This window comes from Xanthomonas euroxanthea, from assembly GCF_903989455.1.
In the GTDB taxonomy this organism is placed as follows: Bacteria; Pseudomonadota; Gammaproteobacteria; order Xanthomonadales; family Xanthomonadaceae; genus Xanthomonas; species Xanthomonas euroxanthea.
On sequence record NZ_LR861803.1, the window covers coordinates 2,472,864 to 2,491,822 of the forward strand.

General features: G+C 66.0%; 17 protein-coding genes. 14 read left to right on the plus strand and 3 right to left on the minus strand.

The features are described from left to right. Nucleotides 1-60: 60 nt before the first annotated feature. From H7A86_RS10490 to H7A86_RS10505, 4 genes are all read left to right on the plus strand, one after another. Nucleotides 61-699, plus strand: a complete 639-nt coding sequence (locus tag H7A86_RS10490) for a YfgM family protein (RefSeq protein WP_104648722.1) — start codon at nucleotides 61-63, stop codon at nucleotides 697-699. Then, entirely contained in the window at nucleotides 699-1,916 is a 1,218-nt protein-coding gene (gene bamB / locus H7A86_RS10495; RefSeq protein ID WP_166762003.1) for an outer membrane protein assembly factor BamB, read from the plus strand. The genes H7A86_RS10490 and bamB overlap by 1 nt, the downstream gene beginning before the upstream one ends. 10 nt (nucleotides 1,917-1,926) lie before the next feature. Next, a complete protein-coding gene (gene der, locus H7A86_RS10500) occupies nucleotides 1,927-3,324 on the plus strand; it encodes a ribosome biogenesis GTPase Der (protein WP_016904421.1) in 1,398 nt (465 codons plus the stop codon). A gap of 210 nt (nucleotides 3,325-3,534) precedes the next feature. Further along, a complete protein-coding gene (locus H7A86_RS10505; protein ID WP_119131991.1) occupies nucleotides 3,535-4,755 on the plus strand; it encodes a molybdopterin molybdotransferase MoeA in 1,221 nt (406 codons plus the stop codon). Nucleotides 4,756-5,025: 270 nt separating this feature from the next. On the opposite strand, the gene moeB is transcribed toward H7A86_RS10505, so the two are convergent. Then, entirely contained in the window at nucleotides 5,026-6,168 is a 1,143-nt protein-coding gene (gene moeB / locus H7A86_RS10510; RefSeq protein WP_119132102.1) for a molybdopterin-synthase adenylyltransferase MoeB, read from the minus strand. Nucleotides 6,169-6,272: 104 nt separating this feature from the next. Between moeB and H7A86_RS10515 the strand changes: the two genes are divergently transcribed. The 3 genes from H7A86_RS10515 to xth all read left to right on the plus strand — a co-directional run bounded on the left by H7A86_RS10515 (nucleotide 6,273) and on the right by xth (nucleotide 8,779). After that, nucleotides 6,273-6,488, plus strand: a complete 216-nt coding sequence (locus H7A86_RS10515; protein ID WP_104648725.1) for a hypothetical protein — start codon at nucleotides 6,273-6,275, stop codon at nucleotides 6,486-6,488. Nucleotides 6,489-6,990: 502 nt separating this feature from the next. After that, complete coding sequence (locus H7A86_RS10520) at nucleotides 6,991-7,569, plus strand: DUF4142 domain-containing protein (protein WP_119131990.1); 579 nt, start codon at nucleotides 6,991-6,993, stop codon at nucleotides 7,567-7,569. Nucleotides 7,570-7,786: 217 nt separating this feature from the next. Beyond that, on the plus strand, nucleotides 7,787-8,779 hold the full coding sequence (gene xth, locus H7A86_RS10525) for an exodeoxyribonuclease III (RefSeq protein WP_119131989.1): 993 nt from the start codon (nucleotides 7,787-7,789) through the stop codon (nucleotides 8,777-8,779). A gap of 10 nt (nucleotides 8,780-8,789) precedes the next feature. On the opposite strand, the gene H7A86_RS10530 is transcribed toward xth, so the two are convergent. Next, nucleotides 8,790-9,080: a PQ-loop repeat-containing protein gene (locus tag H7A86_RS10530; protein ID WP_115677146.1), complete on the minus strand. Its 291-nt coding sequence runs from the start codon at nucleotides 9,078-9,080 to the stop codon at nucleotides 8,790-8,792. A gap of 210 nt (nucleotides 9,081-9,290) precedes the next feature. On the opposite strand from H7A86_RS10530, the gene H7A86_RS10535 reads away from it, so the two are divergent. Genes H7A86_RS10535 through H7A86_RS10545 form a run of 3 tightly spaced genes read left to right on the plus strand, consistent with a single transcriptional unit; the run spans nucleotide 9,291 to nucleotide 11,506 of the window. Further along, nucleotides 9,291-10,544 (plus strand): molybdopterin molybdotransferase MoeA, encoded by a 1,254-nt coding sequence (locus H7A86_RS10535; protein WP_119131988.1) that lies wholly within the window; start codon nucleotides 9,291-9,293, stop codon nucleotides 10,542-10,544. Nucleotides 10,545-10,590: 46 nt separating this feature from the next. Next, entirely contained in the window at nucleotides 10,591-11,160 is a 570-nt protein-coding gene (locus H7A86_RS10540) for a molybdenum cofactor guanylyltransferase (protein ID WP_119131987.1), read from the plus strand. Continuing rightward, on the plus strand, nucleotides 11,144-11,506 hold the full coding sequence (locus H7A86_RS10545; protein WP_119131986.1) for a hypothetical protein: 363 nt from the start codon (nucleotides 11,144-11,146) through the stop codon (nucleotides 11,504-11,506). Before H7A86_RS10540 ends, H7A86_RS10545 begins: the two co-directional genes overlap by 17 nt. Nucleotides 11,507-11,522: 16 nt before the next feature. Here H7A86_RS10545 and H7A86_RS10550 read toward each other — a convergent pair whose 3' ends face one another. Next, nucleotides 11,523-12,521: an NAD(P)-dependent oxidoreductase gene (locus H7A86_RS10550; RefSeq protein ID WP_119131985.1), complete on the minus strand. Its 999-nt coding sequence runs from the start codon at nucleotides 12,519-12,521 to the stop codon at nucleotides 11,523-11,525. An 82-nt stretch (nucleotides 12,522-12,603) separates the two neighbouring features. On the opposite strand from H7A86_RS10550, the gene H7A86_RS10555 reads away from it, so the two are divergent. The 4 genes from H7A86_RS10555 (at nucleotide 12,604) to nirB (ending at nucleotide 18,957) form a co-directional block, all read left to right on the plus strand. Beyond that, on the plus strand, nucleotides 12,604-13,176 hold the full coding sequence (locus tag H7A86_RS10555; protein WP_024940396.1) for an ANTAR domain-containing response regulator: 573 nt from the start codon (nucleotides 12,604-12,606) through the stop codon (nucleotides 13,174-13,176). 4 nt (nucleotides 13,177-13,180) lie between these two features. After that, the gene (locus tag H7A86_RS10560) at nucleotides 13,181-14,257 is read left to right on the plus strand and encodes a CmpA/NrtA family ABC transporter substrate-binding protein (protein ID WP_119131984.1); all 1,077 of its coding nucleotides are present in this window, start codon (nucleotides 13,181-13,183) and stop codon (nucleotides 14,255-14,257) included. A 1,054-nt stretch (nucleotides 14,258-15,311) separates the two neighbouring features. Beyond that, entirely contained in the window at nucleotides 15,312-16,481 is a 1,170-nt protein-coding gene (locus H7A86_RS10565) for a nitrate/nitrite transporter (protein WP_180497010.1), read from the plus strand. Nucleotides 16,482-16,539: 58 nt separating this feature from the next. Beyond that, the gene (nirB, locus tag H7A86_RS10570; RefSeq protein WP_232099333.1) at nucleotides 16,540-18,957 is read left to right on the plus strand and encodes a nitrite reductase large subunit NirB; all 2,418 of its coding nucleotides are present in this window, start codon (nucleotides 16,540-16,542) and stop codon (nucleotides 18,955-18,957) included. The last annotated feature ends 2 nt before the right edge of the window (nucleotides 18,958-18,959 follow it).

Consider the following 18,959-nt stretch of genomic DNA (forward strand, 5'->3'; position numbering starts at 1 on the left):
GGTTTTTCATTTTTCCCTATTGATGTTCCGCGCCTCCGGGATGACGGAGCGAGAGTACGCATGGCGATCGACGATCTGCTGGACGAACACGAACAAGGCGAACGCGTTCGTTCCTGGTTGAGAAAGAATGGCGCAGGGCTGATTGGCGGCGTCGTACTGGGCCTGGCCCTGATCCTGGGCTGGCAGTGGTGGCAGAAGCACACCGCCACTCAATCGGTGGAAGCCAACACCCGTTACGAGGCGGTGGTGAAGTCCATCCAGGGCAAGGACCTGGACAAGGCGGCCAAGGACATCGTGGCGCTCGATGACGGCAAGGGTGGAATCTACGCCGAGCTGGCTGCATTGCGTCTGGCCAAGGCCCAGGTGGATGCCGGCAAGCATGCCGAGGCGATCAAGACCTTGCGCGACGTGCCCGCCGAAGGCGAGCTCAAGCAGATCGTGCAGCAGCGCCTGGCGCGCGTGCTGACCGAAAGCGGCAAGCCGGACGAAGCGATCAAGCTGCTGGCCGATGCGCAGGATCACACCAGCCTGGAGATCCGCGCCGATGCGCTGGTGGTGCAGGGCAAGCCGGATCAAGCGCGTGCGCTCTACGCCAAGGCCCTGACCACGGTGGACGTGGCCTCGCCGCAGCGCCGTTTGCTGGAAACCAAGCTGATGGATGTGGGCGGCAAGGTGCCCGATCCGGCGGAGCCGATTTGATGAAGCAGGTTGATATGTACAAGCGCATTGCATTGATCGCCCTGATGGGCGTGTCGCTGGCCGGTTGCAGCACCGTCAAGGGCTGGTTTGCCGGGAAGGACGCTGCCGCCAAGAAGGCGCAGGAACCTGCCGAGCTGGTCAAGTTCGAGCCGTCGGTCAAGGTCGACAAGATCTGGTCCACCGGCGTGGGCAAGGGCGAAGGCCATATCGGCGTGCGTCAGCGTCCGGCGGTGGCCGATGGCAAGGTGTACGCCTCGGCGATCACCGGCGGCGTGCAGGCACTGGACCTGCAGACCGGCAAGCGCGTGTGGGAATACAAGCCCAAGAAGGAAGAGCGCAACGATCGCAAGTTCAAGCAGCGCCTGTCCGGTGGCCCCGGCGTCGGCGACGGCCTGGTGGTGATCGGCACGCTGTCTGGCGACGTGATTGCGTTGAACCAGGCCGATGGCACCGAAAAGTGGCGGGCCAAGGTGCCGAACGAAGTCATCGCTGCACCGGCCATTGCACAGAACCTGGTGTTGGTACGCAGCAACGATGGTCGCGTCACTGCCTTCGACGCAGCCAACGGCGAGCGTCGCTGGTTCCATGCCGAAGAAGGTCCGACCCTGTCGGTGCGCGGCAATGCACCGATCGTGACCGGCCCGGGTGTGCTGTTCGTCGGCAACGATAGCGGCACCTTGAGCGCGCTGGCGTTGCAGGACGGCCGCCCGTTGTGGGAACAGGCAATTGGTGTGCCGGAAGGCCGCACCGAGCTGGAGCGCATGTCCGATGTGGACGGCGCGCCGGTGCTCGACGGCACCACGCTGTATGCGACCAGCTTCAAGAACGAGACTCTCGCACTGGAAGGCCCGAGCGGTCGTCCGCTGTGGACGCGCGATCACGGCGGCGCCGGTGGCGTCGGTGTGTCGTCCGCGATGGTGGTCGTGTCCGACAACGCCGGCTCGGTGTGGGGCCTGGACAAGAGCAGCGGTGCGGCGATGTGGTCGCAGGCCGCGCTGGCACGTCGCTCCCTGACCGGTGTGGCCATCCAGGGCGATTACGCCGTGGTCGGCGATTACAAAGGCTATCTGCACTGGCTGAAGCTCAGCGATGGTGCACTGGCCGCGCGCGCTCGCGCTGGACGCGACACGCTGCTGGCGCAGCCGATCGTCGTGGATGGCATTCTGTTGGTACAAAACACCGATGGCGATATCACCGCCTTCCGGTTGGCACAATAAGGACTTCGCGATGCTGCCCCTGGTCGCCCTGGTCGGACGGCCCAATGTCGGCAAGTCCACCATCTTCAATGCGCTGACGCGCACCCGTGACGCGCTGGTCCACGACCAGCCCGGCGTCACCCGCGACCGTAACTACGGGGTCTGTCGTCTCGACGAGGAGCGCCCGTTCATCGTCGTCGATACTGGCGGTATCGCCGGCGACGAGGAAGGCCTGGCCGGCGCCACCGCACGCCAGGCACGTGCCGCGGCCGGTGAAGCCGACCTGGTGCTGTTCGTGGTCGACGGCCGCGAAGGTGCGTCCTCGCTGGATGACGAGATCCTGGCCTGGCTGCGCAAGCTGGCGCGGCCGACCGTGCTGGTCATCAACAAGATCGACGGCACCGACGAGGAGACCGTGCGCTCGGAATTCGCGCGCTACGGCTTCTCCGACGTGGTGGCGCTGTCTGCCGCGCATCGGCAGGGCATCGACGAGCTGCTCGAGGAAGTCGGCGCACGCCTGCCCGAGGAAGGTGCCGGCGAGTTGCTGGATACCGACCCGGCACGTGTACGCATCGCCTTTGTCGGCCGCCCGAACGTGGGCAAGTCGACGCTGGTCAATCGCCTGCTCGGCGAAGAACGCATGATTGCCTCGGAAGTGCCAGGCACCACACGCGATTCGATCGCCGTGGACATGGACCGCGACGGGCGCCAGTACCGCTTGATCGACACGGCCGGCCTGCGTCGCCGTGGCAAGGTCGAGGAGGCAGTGGAGAAATTCAGCGCGTTCAAGACGCTGCAGGCGATCGAGCAATGCCAGGTCGCGGTGCTGATGCTCGATGCCGGCGAAGGCGTCACCGACCAGGACGCGACCATCCTGGGGGCGATCCTTGATGCCGGTCGTGCCCTGGTGGTGGCGATCAACAAGTGGGACGGGCAGAGCGACTACCAGCGTGCGCAGGCCGAAGACCTGCTGTCGCGCAAGCTGGGCTTCGTCAGCTGGGCCGAGGCGGTGCGGATTTCCGCGCTGCACGGCTCGGGCATGCGCGAGTTGTTCCAGGCGATCCATCGCGCACACGCGTCGGCCACGCACGAGTTCAGCACCAGCGAAGTCAACCAGGCGCTGGAAATCGCCTACGAGACCAATCCGCCGCCGAGCATCCGTGGCCACGTCTCCAAGCTGCGTTACGTGCATCCGGGGGGCGCAAATCCGCCGACCTTCATCGTGCATGGCACGCGCCTGAAGGTGCTGCCGGAGTCCTACAAGCGCTATCTGGAAAACTTCTTCCGCAAGCGCTTCAAGCTGGTCGGCACGCCGGTGCGTTTCATCTTCCGCGAAGGTGCCAATCCGTACGAGGGCAAGAAGAACACGCTCACCGAACGGCAGGTGGCACGCAAGCGGCGCTTGATGAAGCACGTCAAGGGCAAGTAGGCAGTGCTGCCGCGCCGGGCGCGGCGCGCCATCGTCGAAGGCCTGGCATGTGTCGCATGCCAGCTGCAGCGCGGGTTGGGTAACGCGCCAGGACGCTGCGGTGTTCGCGCGATGTCTGCTGACCTGAGTGCCGGCCATGGCCGCTGAGAAGCAGGCGATCGTGCTGGTCGCCGTTCTGTGTCGGCGCTACCCGCTGGTATCCTGCGCGCCATGACCGACTATCCCTCCCGCATTCCCTACGCGCAGGCGTTGCAGATCCTGCAGGCCGTTGCGGCCAATAGCCGTCCGCCTGACGAAAACATCGCCACCTCGCGTGCCGATGGGCGCATCTGCGCTGCCGATCTGATCGCGCCGCTTGCATTGCCGCCCTTCGCCAACAGCGCGATGGATGGCTTTGCGTTGCGGCATGCCGATGCTGCTGCTGGCGATGCGTCATTGCAACTGGTCGGTGAACAATTCGCCGGCGAGCGCTGGACCGGCACGCTGAGCGCGGGCCAGTGCCTGCGCATCACCACCGGTGCGCCGCTGCCCGATGGCGCCGATACCGTGATCCCGAAGGAAGATGCGCAGGAGCGCGATGGCGTGGTGCGCTTCCGCACGGCGCCTGCGTTGGGTGCGGCGGTACGCCAGGCCGGTAGCGACGTGCGCGCGGGCGACCTGGTGATACAGAGCGGGCAGGTGTTGACGCCTGCCCGGATCGGACTGGCGGCTGCGCTGGGCCTGTCGCGGCTTGCAGTGGCGCCGCGGCCGACCATTGCGGTGCTGGCCACCGGCGATGAGCTGGTGGAGCCGGGCATGCCGTTGGGGCAGGGACAGATCTACAATAGCAACCGCGACATGCTGATGGCGCAGCTGCGGGCACTGGGCTATGCGCCGACCGCCTGGCCGACCCTGCCCGACGATCCACAGCGTATCCGCACGATGCTGGAAGATGCGGCTGCGGCCTTCGACGTGGTGATCACCTGCGGCGGCGTCTCGGCGGGAGAGAAGGATTATCTGCCGCAACTGATCGGCGAACTGGGCCGCATCCACTTCTGGCGCGTGCGCATGCGCCCGGGCATGCCGGCGGTGCTGGGCCAGATCGGCCGCTGCCTGGTGCTGGGCCTGCCGGGCAACCCCGTCTCGGTGCTGGCGACGTTGATCGCCTACGGCGTGCCGTTGCTGGATGGCCTGCAGGGACGTAGCGAGCCGCGTCCGTCCTGGCATGCGGCGCTGGCAAGCCCGTGGGAAAAACGCCACGAGCGCCTGGAGTTCCTGCGCGGGCGCCTGGAGTGCGGCGAAGACGGACGTCTGAGCGCGTTGCCGCACCGCGGCGATGCATCGCATCTGTTGCGTGGCGCGGCCGACAGCAATGCCCTGATCGTGCTGCCAGAACAGGCGCGGCGCTTCGAGGCGGGCGAGATCGTGCGGGTGATTCCCTACGCGCTGTGATCCCTTGGTGAACCAGGCGCCGCCAGCAGGAAATACCGTGCCTGACGCCAGCGGGCGCGGCCGCTGCACGATGCGGCAGGTGCCCCGGTTTCTGGTCCATGCCGTTGCTTCCGTGCCGTTCGCACGCATCCGCCAACGGTGCGTTACATGGTGTCGGCGACACTGAGGGAGCGACGACACGCAGCGGAAGACATCGCCTGTCCATGCAGCAAGCCGGCGCGCGGGGGATCGGCGGCAACCACGCCGCCGATGTCCGTTCGGTCGCCGCCCTCAGCCGATTGCGCTGCCGCAGAACGCGGCGTAATCGGCATAACCGGCGAATGCGACGCCAGGTGCGCAGACCGGGCACTGCGGATCGGGCGGCAGGCGGATCTCGCGGAACCGCATCGCCAGCGCATCGAAGCTGAGCAAGCGTCCGGTGAGTGTGTCGCCGATACCGAGCAGCAGCTTGATCGCCTCGGTGGCCTGCAGCAGGCCGATCACGCCGGGCAGCACGCCCAGCACGCCGGCTTCGGCGCAGCTGGGCGCGAATTCGGCTGGCGGTGGCTCGGGAAACAGGCAGCGATAGCACGGTGCCTGGCCGCGCTTGCGGCCGGCATCGAACACGCTCAGTTGCCCTTCGAACTGCTGTACCGCACCGTAGACCAGCGGCTTGCCGAGTTTGACGCAGGCGTCGTTGAGCAAATAACGCGCAGGAAAATTATCGGCTCCGTCGACCACGACATCCACGTCCTCGAGCAAGGCGTCGACATTGTCGGCAGTCACGCGCGCCTGCCGCGCTTGGACCTGCACGCGTGGATTGAGCGCGGCAATGCGCTGCGCGGCCGAGCTGACCTTGGCAATGCCGACGCTGTCCTCGACATGCAGGATCTGGCGCTGCAGATTGCTGCGGTCCACGACATCGTCATCGACTATCCGCAGCTGGCCGACGCCGGCGGCGGCGAGATAGAACGCCGCAGGCGAGCCGAGCCCGCCTGCACCGACGAGCAACACGCGCGAACGCGCCAGGCGCTGCTGTCCTTCAAGACCGACCTGCGGCAGGCGCAGATGGCGCGAATACCGCTCGAGAAAATCCTGCTCGTCGGGCGGCAGGTTCGGGCGCACCAGGGGGAGGCCGGCGCTCGTCCATGCAGCGGTGCCACCGAGCACCGAAGACACCTGCGTATAGCCCTGCGCGCGCAGGATCTCCGCCGTGTGTGCCGAGCGCTTGCCACTCTGGCAGATCAGCACGATCTCGCGCGCCTGCTCCGACAGGTGCTGTGCGGGTGCAGTTTCCAGATCGCGTTGCGCAATGGCCAACGCGCCTTCGGCCTGGCCGCCGGCACGCTCGTGCAGCTGCCGGATATCGACCAGCAAGGCGCCTTGCAGGGCGCGCAGGCGGGCGTTTGCAGGGGAGATGTCGTGGCTGCTCATGGCGCCATTGTCGCGCAAACGCAGGGCATGCGATGCGCGGGATTGCCATGTTGGCATCAGGCTCACCAGCACGGCGGTAGCGTGGTCGTACAAGGAGACCCTCAATGACACCTGATATCGACGCGCAACTGAAACAACTTGCCGATGCATTGCCTGATATGCGTCGCCAGCATCCGGACGACTTCTGGGATGTCTTCCACGCACGTGCAGAGAAGATCACCGCTGCCGCGGGCTCGCAGGAGCAGGCGGCGCAAATCGTCAAGCGGATCGACGAGATCCTGGCGGCCAATCAGCTTGGACCTGCGGATCCCGGCGCCTGAGCCCGCGGTCCTCGATGCGTGGGCGCTGCGGTGAGCTAGGTTGGCCTACGCCCGATCCGCGCATCTCCAGCATCGACCGGCAGCAAGCCGGCGCGGCATAGTTGTAGCGCCGGCTTGCCCGCAGCGGTGCCTGCACCGGTTCAGCCTGGCGCCGCAGTGTCGACATGCAATTGCTGCCAGCACAGCGTCAGGCCGCCACGCGGAACCGATGGAGGCTCGAGCCTGCGGCGCGTGTGCGTCCTGCGCTCGATCGCAACGCGGGTGTCGGGCCGCCGAGGATTGCACGCAGTCCGATGATCCGAGCCATACGCGATCGCCACGGAATTCATTGGCGCACCGCACTGCAGCCGACGACGCCGTAGAAGAACTTCGTGACCTTCACTTGACGTGAAGTGCGGTGCGGTGCAGCAAGGTTTTTTCTCCGATCGTCGACACCGGTTCGACGATCGGGTCACGCGAGAAGGTCCAGCATGGAGGCACATCCTCTAGCGTGGAGATTCTCATGAAAGCACGTCACCCGATGTTTGCAGCGCTGGCCCTGTATTTGGGCGTCACCGTCGCTGCGCACGCGCAGACTGCAACGCAGGCCGACATGCCGGCCGCCCCCCGGCAACAGGCGGCCAACAGCATGCCGAGCGCGAAGGAGCGCGAGGCGCTGGGCACCTTGAGCGCCATCAATACCAGCGAAATCAACGCGGCCAATCTCGCGTTGCAGAAGCAGGTGCAAGGCGGCGTGCGCGACTATGCGATGCAGATGGTCAAGGAGCACACCGAGAACAATCAGAAGCTGGCCAAATGGTCGCCGGATGTTTCTGCTGCCAGTGCCAAGGCGCAGATGAGCAAGGGCAAGACCGAACTGGCGACGCTGCAGAAGCTCGACGCCAAGGCATTCGAGGCCGCCTACGTCACGGCGATGGTCAAGGACCACACCGATGCATTGTCAGCGCTGGACAAGCAGCTGATTCCCGCTGCCAAGACGCCGCAGGTGCTGACGCATCTGCAGACCACGCGTAGCCATGTCGCCGACCATCTGGCTGCAGCCAAGGCCCTGCAGGCCGGCACGAAGGGTACTGGACGCTGAGGCCTGTGCGCATGACCGGCAAGTGACTGACCGCCCGGTTGCCGTTGCAACGGGCGGTCGAGATTTCGAGGGTGTCGGTCAAGACCGGCGGCACAGGCTGATCGTCTGCAAGGCGTGGGCACCGATGCCAGCACGCGACGGAGTTCACTTCGCTTGAGCATCCGCTTAATGCCAGGCCGGCGATGCTGTTCCATTACGCTCATCTGGCCGTTCGCCCATGCCCGCCACCACCCGCAAGATTGCGACCTTCAATGTCAATGGCATCACTAGTCGGCTGCCGCACTTGCTGGAATGGTTGCAGCGCGAGCAACCGGACATCGTCGGCTTGCAGGAACTGAAAGCCACGCAGGACGCATTTCCGGAACAGGCGATCCGCGACGCCGGCTATGGCGTGATCTGGCAGGGCGAGAAGTCGTGGAACGGCGTGGCATTGCTGGCGCGCGGCACTGATCCGGTGGAAATCCGCCGGGGGTTGCCATGGGACCCTGGCGATACGCAGAGCCGTTATCTCGAAGCGGCAATTCACGGGGTCGTGGTGGCCTGCCTGTATCTACCCAACGGCAATCCGCAGCCCGGGCCGAAGTTCGACTACAAGCTGGCATGGTTTCAACGCCTGATCCGGCATGCCAGGACGCTGGTGGACCTGCCACACCCGGTCGCACTGATCGGCGACTTCAACGTGGTGCCGACCGATGCCGACATCTATGATCCCAAAGGCTGGCGCAAGGATGCATTGCTGCAGCCGGAGAGCCGCCAGGCGTACCGGGCCCTGCTCGACCAGGGCTGGACCGACAGCCTGCTTGCCGTCCACGGCCAGACGCCGATCTATACCTTCTGGGACTATTTTCGCCAGCATTTTGCGCGTGATCGCGGCTTGCGCATCGATCACTTGCTGCTCAATCGCACCCTGGCGCCCGGACTGCAGGACGCCGGCGTGGACAAGTGGGTCCGTGCACTGGAAAAAGCCAGCGATCACGCGCCGACATGGATCAGCGTGCGTGTGCCGGACGTGGTAGCCGGGCCGGCACCGCAGGCCAAGGCTGTGTCCAAGCCGCGTAGACGGCCCGTCGCAAAGGCAGCTGCGGTGCGCAAGCCGACGGCGAAGACGGCGCCCAAGACCGGGACGAAGAAGACGCCAACGCCGCCCGCCACCAGCACGTCAACCGCACCCGCCAAGCCGCGCAAGCGGGCGAAGAAACGCGCTGAATAATGCGGCAGGCTTAGCCGGTCCCGCTTGCATGGCGACGCTCCATCCGACGCTGCTTGATCCGGTGCAGCACATGCCCGGTGAGGGCGGTCAGCAGGATCAGTACGTTGCTGACGATAAACACTGCATTGCCGACCAGGTAGCTGTAGAGGATGAACAGCACCGAGGCGCTGATCTGGCCGATGAACAGCCAGCGCGACACGCCGTGCGCTGCGTCCGAGCGCCATTGCTTGTAGATCTGGCGGATCAAGGTGGCAATCAGGATGGTACTGGCGAGCCAGCCCACAAGGTCGACGGGTTGCATGCGGAACGGCTACCGTGGGGAACGGCGTGCAATAGTGCGAGGTGCCATGTGGGCATGGCGTTCTAGCGGCTTCAAGCGACGCGCGCCATCGGCCAGACAGGCATGTGCGTGCAGCAGGACGCAGCGATGCCGCAACCGCCATACCTGTACCGGCCGCGCTGGGGGCCGGTATCCTAGCCAGGTCATCCATCGCTCGACCGTGCCTTGCTCATGATCAGCTACGCCGACGCACTTGCGATTGTCCACCAGCAGATCGCCGTGCTTGCCGGCGAGTGGGTGGACAGTGCCGATGCCGAGGGACGGGTGCTTGCGCAGGCCTTGTCGAGTCCGGCCGAGCTGCCGGTGTTCGACAACAGTGCGATGGATGGATTTGCGTTGCCCACTGCCGGCCGCGGTGCAACCGCCGGCAGCGAACACGTCATCGGCGGCAGCGTTGCCGCAGGTGAAGATGCCGGTGGCATCGCGGCTGGCCACGCTTGGGAAATCATGACCGGTGCCGGCTTGCCTGCGGGTGCCGATGCAGTGGTGCCGATCGAGCAGGTGGACGTGCTGGCGCATGATGGCCCACGGCCCAGCCGCATCCGTCTGCGCACCGATCTTCGCGCCGGCCAGCACATTCGGCGACGCGGAGAAGATGTGGCCTTGCACGATCGCGTGATCGCAGCCGGCACCGTGCTGCGCGCCGCCCACCTGATGCTGTTGGCCGCGCTCGGGTGTGCGCGTGTGCAGGTGGTGCGGCGTCCGCGTGTGGCCCTGATTGCGACCGGCCGCGAGCTGGTCGGCGATCCGGCGCAGCTGCTGCAGCCTGGTCAGATCCGCGATGGCACCAGCAGCTATCTGCTCAGCCAGCTGCGTGCAGCCGGTGCCGAAGTCGTGTGGCATGGACAGGTGGGCGATGACGCTGCCGGCTTCGATCCGGCGCTTGCGCAGGCGCGCAATGCGGGTGCCGATGTGATTCTGAGCACGGGCGCGGTGTCGCGCGGTCGCTACGATTTCGTGCCGGATGCCTTGGCACGGCATGGCGCGGCGGTGCTGTTCCACAAGGTTGCAGTGCGGCCGGGCAAGCCGGTGTTGCTGGCGCGCTTCGAGGACGGCGTGCTGTATGTCGGCCTGCCGGGCAATCCAATGGCCAGCGCCGCCGGGCTGCGTTTTTTTGTCGAGCCGGCGTTGCGCGGCTTGCTTGGCATGCCGGTCGAGCGCGGCTTGCAGGTTGCGCTGGAGACGCCGATGCAGGCACGGCCACTCTGGCGGCAGCACCTGCGCGCACGCTTGAGCTGCAGCGCCGCCGGCGTGCTCTGCGTGCAGATCCTGCCACAGCAGGAGTCGTTCCGCGTGGCGCCGTTGCTGCAGGCCAATGTGTGGGCAGTGCTGGAACCGCAGGACGCTGGCGCCGCGCCCGCGACGACGGGGCAGGTGTTCGGGCTGGGCCATCTGCAGCCGGCCGCACCGGCGCTTGTGCCATGAGCGTGCGCCGGCACGTGGCGCGATGTGGTGCCGGCGGGCGGGCGGCATGAGTGCCACGTCTGCCTGGACGGGTGTGGTGCTGGCCGGTGGCCGGTCCTCGCGGATGGGGCAGGACAAGGCGCTGCTGCAGTGGCACGGCCGTCCATTGCTGGAGCACATGCAGGCCTTGCTGCGTGATGCCGGCGCGCGCGATGTGGTGATCAGCGGCGATCGCCCGGGCTATGCCGGGATTGCCGACGTGCAGCCGGACCTGGGGCCGCTTGGCGGCCTGGCCAGCGTCATCGATCGGCTGGCCGATGCAGTGACGCTGGTGGTGGTCCCGGTCGACATGCCACTGCTGTCCGGGGCATTGCTGGAGCGGCTGCTGGCCCCGCCACATCGGCGCTGCGTTGCCTTCGAAGACCAGATGTTGCCGATGCGGCTGTACGTGGATGGTGCTGTGCGTGAGGCGCTCGCTGCGCTGATGGCCGGCGCCGGGCCGTCACGCTCATTGCGCGCCCTGCAGGCCGCATTGCACTGCCATCGCGTGGCTGTCACCGCCAGCCAACGCGCCGCGTTCGTCAATTGCAATACGCCCGAGCAGTGGAGTCAGCTCACGCATGAAAATCCAGATTGAAGGTCAGCAGCTGCGCTTTCGCATCGACGAAGCCGAACTGGCCGCGTTGCTTGCCGGGCGCACGGTCGAGAACCTGAGCCGCTTGCCGAGCGGGCAGGGCGCGCGCCTGGTGCGCCACAGCGTGAGCCTGACCGGCGGTCATGCAGCCTGCAACTGCGCCACCGACCATTGGCAGTTGTCGGTGCCGCGCGATGCGCTGGAAGACCATGCACGGCAATTGCCCAGCCGCGAGGGACTGCGCTTCAGCTTCGACGCCGGTGCTGGCCACGCCGAACAGACGGCGTTGCAAGTGACCTTCGATATCGATGTGCGCGACAGTGCGCGCAAGCGCTTCCCGAAAACCTGAGGTGGGCGCACACCGCTCATGCGTCGGCTTCAAGCCGCGCAGCAATGCCGGGCACACGCTCGCATGCCAGGCCACGCGCCTGCAGCGCGGCATCGATTGCGGCAGCATCGGCATCGCTGTAGCCGGCGCCGCTACGCAACGCGACCACGTGCAGGCCTTCGGTGGCCAGTTCCAGCAATAGATCGTGTTGTGTAGCGGCATCGTGCGGCAAGCCGCGGCGTGAGGCATCGCGCCTTGCCAGTTCCAGCACTGCCTCGGGGATGTCGTCGCCGATCAGCAGGACGTCGGCCAGATTCATCGCACGCAGCGCCTTGAGGGTGAGCAGGCCGGGATCGCCCGGGCCGGTGCCGACCAGTTGCACGCTGCCACGTGCCGGCACCGCGCCGGCATCGTCCAGCGCAGCGATGAAGGCGCTTTCGGCCGCGTCGTCGTTGCCGGCCTGCAGCAGCAGCGGCACGTTGCCGTCGATGACGCGGTCGAACCAGCGCCGGCGCCGATTCATGTCGGGAAACTGGCTGCGGATACGCTCGCGGTGACGCGCAAACAGGCCGGCGAAGCGGCCAACCGAGACATCCAGTTCACGTTCCAGCCGTTCGCGCAGGCGGCGTGCCAGCATCGGTGCGGCGCCGGCGGAGGAAATGGCGATGACCAGCGGATCGCGGTCCACGATGGCCGGCACCTGATAGGTCGACAGCTCCGCATCGTCCACCACGTTGACCAGGCGCTGACGCGCACCGGCGGCAGCGGCGACATGTTGATTCAACGCGCCGTCGTCGGTGGCGGCGACCACCAGCCACACGTCATCGATCCAGGCCGGATCGAACTGGCCGCCCAATTGTTCGAAACGGCCGGCCTGCATCAGCTCTGCCAGTTCGGGCGAGAGCGCATGCGCGTACAGGCGGATGTGCGCACCGGCCTTGAGCAGCGCCAGCACCTTGCGCGTGGCGACTTCGCCACCGCCGATGACCAGCACGGCGCGCGCCTGCAGGTTTGCGAACAACGGGAACAACGGCATCAGACGTACTCCGAAAGGATGGCTCGCATCGACGGCATGTTGCATGGCACCATCAGGCCACGTCCACGCCTCGCTGCCGCCAATGCGTGTCCTGCTGGTCAACGATACCGAAAAGCCGATCGGCGAACTGCGTCAGGCATTGACGCGCGCCGGCTACACGGTGCTCGACGATGTGGCATCGGTCGGTGCCTTGCTGCATGCGGTACAGAGTCAGCAGCCGGACGTGGTGGTGATCGATGTCGACTCGCCCTCGCGCGACACCCTGGAGCAACTGTCGATGCTGCATGCCCACGCGCCGCGCCCGGTGGTGATGTTTTCCGGCGATGGCGACGATGCCTTGATCCATGCGGCCGTCGGCGCTGGTGTCACTGCCTATGTGGTCGATGGCCTGGCGCCGGCGCGGTTGGCGCCGATCGTGCAGGTGGCGCTTGCGCGGTTTGCGCAGGAAAGCAGCATGCGCAAGCGCCTGGACGATGTGCAGCAGGCGCTGCAGGACCGCAAGCTGATCGATCGCGCCAAGGGCCTGTTGATGGAAAAACGCGGCCTGAGCGAGGCCGACGCCTACGCGGCGCTGCGCCAGCAGGCGATGAAGCAGGGCGTCAAACTGGCCGAAGTGGCGCGACGCATCGTGGCCATGGCCGAGTTGCTGGGATGACCACATGAGCCAAGCCGACCTCCCCGTACTGCGCGTGGCCTACATGCCGCTGATCGATTGCGCGCCCCTGGTCGCGGCGCAACGACTGGGCCTGGATCACGTGCATGGGCTGCAGTTGCACTTGCAACGGCAGGCGTCCTGGGCCGGCGTACGCGACCGTCTGCTGGCGGGCGAGGTCGATGCAGCGCACACCCTGGCCAGCCTGGTCTATGCGATCGACCTGGGCATTGCCGGGCCGCAGTGCCCGATGGCGCTGTTGCTGACGCTCAACCACAACGGCCAGGCGATCACGTTGGCACCTGCGCTCGCACAGGCCTTGGCCGATGGGCAGACCTTGCCACAGGCGCTGGCCAGCCTGGGTCGCCGCGCCGTGTTCGCGCAGACCTTCCCCACCGGCACGCATGCGTTATGGCTGTACTACTGGCTGGCCGCACGCGGCGTGGAACCGATGCGCGAAGTGGAGGTGCTCAGCATCCCGCCGCCGCAGATGCCGGACGCCTTGGCCAGTGGCCTGGTCGATGGCTATTGCTCCGGTGAGCCATGGGCGGCGGTTGCGCAGGCGCAGGGCAGCGGTCGACGCGTGATCCGCAGTGGCGAGCTGTGGGCCGGCCATCCGGAAAAAGTGCTGGCCTGCCGGCGCGAATTCGCCGCGCTGCAACCCGAGTTGACCGAACGCTTGACCGCCTGCGTGCTGGAGGCCTGCCGTTGGCTGGATGCGGACCCGGCCAATCGCGCGCAATGTGCGCAGTGGCTGGCCGAGCCGCAGCATATCGGTGTGTCGGCTGCGCATCTGGCGGCCTGCCTCGATGCCGATGCCGATGCTGATGCGAAGGCATCTGCGAACGATGGGACGGCGCTGGCCTTTCACCGCGATGGCGCGGTCAACATGCCTTGGCTATCGGACGGCGAGTGGTTCCTGACCCAGTTTCAACGCTGGGGTTGGCATGACATCCAGGAAGACGACATCGCGCGGCTGCGCGACATCCATCGACTGGACAATTATCGGCGCGCGGCCGCACGCATCGGCGTGGCCGTGCCGGAGGGCGATCACCGCAGCAATCGGTTGTTCGATTCGCGCTGAGCGTGGCCGACAAGAGGGTCGTGCGGCCAGCCAGCCGGAGTGCATTGGCTGGATGCATTGGATCGGGCAGGAGCGGAAGCAGCGGCAAAAATTACAACGGCAACGGCAACGGCAACCGCAACCGCAACAGCAACGGCGCGAGGCATGTGGTCTGCCGCTTGGTTGCAGGGCCCTTGCCCGCCCACCATCGCAGGACACGCCGCAAGTACGTCCCTGTAGGCTCTGGCGCGGCATCCATGCCGCTCAAGGTCCCGCGACGGTGAGCGGGCAAGGACCTGTGGAGATGGTCGGTGTGTGGTTGCAAGCAGGGCATGAGGTGCGTTGTTCGGATCCCGGTGCGTTAGATCGACTTCCCAGCGCAGGCCGGGCGGCAGACAGATCTTCGATACGCTCCCCACAAACTTCTCATCTGCCCGGCGCAAGTTGAATAAAGACTCTAAGAAAGGGCAGCCGATCAACTTCCTGGTGCGGTGCCCTCGCCGGTTGCGGGACCGTGTGGCGGCATGGAGGCCGCCACCGAGCGTCCACGGATGGATTCACGGCATGTCCCGCAAGCGGTGAGGGCATCGCGCCCTCGACTAGCCAAGCTTTGACCTAACCATTTGACTGCATCCAATAAGGACACCGCGCCCTTGTAGTGCACCAGATGTATTCGGCGCTCTTAGCCGTGCGATGGGGCAGGGCGCGCACCAACCGACGCACGCTATTGGTGCATCGGCGCACGAAAGCCGGGAACGGCACGCTGCATCCGTTCTTCGACAGATCGTTGGCGAACTTCAGGCATTGCAAGAAAGCCACCATTTTCCAGTGACTTGCAGCGGCATGATGCCCGGGTGCGCAAGTTGGCACGTTGATTGCTTGGCACTCACGTGCAGGTGCAACGGCGTACCTGCAACAACACACACACGATGCAGCGGATCAACGGCGATCCGCACGCATCCAGGACAACGGCGTCCTTCCGGTTTTACCGGAGGGGCGCCGTTTTTTTTTGGCCATCGCATTCGAAGAGGTCTCTATGCAGCGCTCGTTCTGGCGATCCGGGCACACGCCCACCTTGTTCGCATCCTTCCTGTATTTCGACCTGAGCTTCATGGTGTGGTATCTGCTCGGTCCGCTACAGGTGCCGATTGCGCAATCGCTGGGACTGGATACGCAGCAGCGCGCCCTGATGGTGGCGGTGCCGATCCTGTGCGGCGCCGTGCTGCGGCTGGCGCTGGGCATGCTGGCCGATCGTATCGGTGCCAAGCGTGCCGGCGTTGCCGCACAGCTTGCGGTGATCGCGTCGTTGTTTGGTGCCTGGCAGTTCGGCGTGCACAGCATGGGGCAGGTGTTGCTGCTGGGCGTGTTGCTCGGCATTGCCGGTGCCTCGTTCGCGGTTGCGCTGCCGCTGGCCTCGCGCTGGTATCCGCCCGAGCATCAGGGCACGGCGATGGGCATTGCCGGTGCGGGCAATTCCGGCACGGTGCTGGCGGCGTTGTTCGCACCGATGCTGGCGTTGGCGTTCGGTTACCAGAATGTATTCGGACTGGCATGCATCCCGTTGCTGCTGACGCTGATCGTCTTTGTCTTGATTGCGAAGGAGGCGCCTGCACCGGTCGCACGCAAGCGCTGGTCCGACTACGGCCGCGTGCTGGTGGGCAACCGCGATGCCTGGCGTTTCATGTTTTTCTATTCGGTGACCTTTGGCGGTTTCTCCGGGTTTGCCAGCGCGTTGCCGGGCTACTTCCACGACCAGTTCGGCTTCGATGCGCGCACTGCGGGCTGGGCGACCGCTGCCTGCGTGCTGGCGGGGTCGGTGATGCGCCCGTTGGGCGGCGTGATTGCAGACCGCGTTGGCGGCACGCGTGCCTTGCTCACCGTCTATCTCCTGGTGGCTGCGCTGGTGGGCATCGCAGGTGTCGGTGCGGGCGGTGCGATGGTGACGCTGGCCTTGTTCGTGCTGACCTTGTTGTGCCTGGGCGCCGGCAATGGCGCGGTGTTTCAGCTGGTGCCGCAGCGGTTTGCGCAGGACATCGGCGTGATGACCGGCTTGATCGGCATGGCCGGCGGCATCGGCGGGTTTGCGCTGGCTGCGGGCCTGGGCGTGCTCAAGCAGCACACCGGCAGCTACGCGATCGGCATGTGGGTGTTCGCTGCGTTCGCACTCGGTGGTTGGGCGCTGCTGGCCGGGGTCAAGACACAGTGGCGTAGCGAATGGTCCAGCGCCGGCGCGGCGCGGGTCTGACATGTCGACAGGAATCCAGGCAATGAAGCAACCCAGACTCGTCGTCATCGGCAATGGCATGGCCGGCATCCGCACCGTGGAGGAACTGCTCAAGCTGATGCCGGGCATGTACCAGATCACCGTGTTCGGGGCCGAGCCGCATCCCAACTACAACCGCATCCTGCTGTCGCCGGTGCTGGCCGGCGAGCAGGAGTTCGACGACATCGTGCTCAATCCATTGCAGTGGTATCGGGACAATGGCATCCAGTTGCATTTGAACAAGGAAGTCACGCGCATCGATCGGGTGCGTCGCCGCGTGATCGCCGCCGATGGCACCGAGGCCGACTACGATCGCTTGTTGATCGCCACCGGTTCGGTGCCGTTCGTGTTGCCGATCCCCGGCAACGATTTGAACGGTGTGATCGGCTACCGCGATATCCAGGACACGCGCACGATGATCGAGACCGCGCGCAGCAAGCAGCATGCGGTGGTGATCGGTGGCGGCCTGCTCGGCCTGGAAGCGGCCAATGGCCTGAAGCTGCGCGGGATGGACGTGACCGTGGTGCATCTGGCCGGGTGGTTGCTGGAGCGCCAGCTCGACCCGGTGGCCGGCAGTCTGCTGCAGCAGGCACTGCGCGCGCGCGGGCTGGAGTTCAAGCTGAGTACCGCGACCAGTGCATTGCTGGGCAATGCGCAGGGCGACGTGGTTGGCGTGAAGTTCGCCGATGGCAGCGAGATCCCGGCCGATCTGGTGGTGATGGCAGCGGGCATCCGCCCGAATACCCGCCTGGCCGAAGACGCCGGCATCCATTGCTCGCGCGGCATCGTGGTCAATGACAGTCTGCAGAGCTTCGATCCGCGCGTGTACGCAGTGGGCGAGTGCGCAAACCACCGCGGCATCGCGTATGGCCTGGTGGCACCGTTGTTCGAGCAGGCCAAGGTGTGCGCGAATCACCTGGCGCAGTTCGGCATCGGCATCTACCGCGGTTCGGTGGCCTCGACCAAGCTCAAGGTCACCGGGATCGACCTGTTTTCGGCCGGCGATTTCATGGGCGGCGATGGCTGCGAGGAGATCGTGCTGTCCGATCCGGCCGGCGGGGTCTACAAGAAGCTGGTGATCCGCGACGATGTGCTGGTCGGCGCCTGCCTGTACGGCGACACCAGCGATGGCGGCTGGTACTTCAAGCTGCTCAAGGACGGCACGCCGATCCAGGCGCAGCGCGACCAGTTGATCTTCGGCGAGAGCGCACTCGGCGATGCCGGCACCGGCGGACAGGACCGCGCCAGTGCGATGGCCGACAGCGACGAGGTCTGCGGCTGCAACGGCGTGTGCAAGGGCACGATTGTCAAAGCCATCAGCGAGCAGGGGCTGTTCACCGTCGATGAGGTGAAGAAGCACACCAAGGCGGCCAGTTCCTGCGGCTCGTGCACGGGGCTGGTCGAGCAGATCCTGATGAACTGCCTGGGCTCCAACTTCCAGGAAACGCCGAAAACCAAGGCCGTCTGCGCCTGCACCGATCTGAGCCATGGCGAGGTGCGTCGCGCCATTCGCGAGCACAGGTTGCTGACCCATGCACAAGCCTACGCCTTCATGGAATGGCGCACGCCCAATGGTTGCGCGACCTGCCGGCCGGCGATCAACTACTACATGTTGTCGAGCTGGCCGCACGAGGCCATCGACGATCCGCAGTCGCGCTTCATCAACGAGCGTGCGCACGCCAACATCCAGAAGGACGGCACCTTCTCGGTGATTCCGCAGATGAAGGGCGGGGTGACCAATGCCGGCGAGCTGCGCCGCATTGCCGATGTCGCCGACAAGTACGCCGTGCCGATGGTCAAGGTGACCGGTGGCCAGCGCATCGATCTGCTCGGGGTCCGGAAGGAAGACCTGGTGGATGTGTGGCGCGATCTGGGCATGCCTTCCGGCCACGCCTACGGCAAGTCGATCCGCACCGTGAAGACCTGCGTGGGCAGCGAATTCTGCCGTTTCGGCACCCAGAACAGCACGCAGATGGGCATCGACCTGGAAACCATGCTGGCCAATATGTGGAGCCCGCACAAGGTGAAGCTGGCGGTATCCGGCTGCCCGCGCAACTGCGCCGAATCCGGCATCAAGGATGTCGGCATCATCGCGGTGGACTCGGGGTGGGAGCTGCATGTCGGTGGCAATGGCGGCATCAAGACCGAGGTGGCCCGCTTCCTGGTCAAGGTGAGCACCGCCGAGGACGTGCGCGAATACACCGGTGCGTTCTTGCAGTTGTATCGCGAGCAGGCGTATTACCTGGATCGCACCGTGCACTACATCGCACGGGTGGGGCTGGATTACATCCGCGCACAGGTGGTGGACGACGCGGCCAACCGGCGTGCCTTGTACGAGCGCCTGCTGTATTCGCTGGAAGGCCTGGTCGACCCGTGGAAGGCGCGTATCGCCGGCGAACGTCGGCAGGAGTACCAACCGCTGCGCATCGCCGCGCCGGTCGCGACGGTGGAGGAATGAAC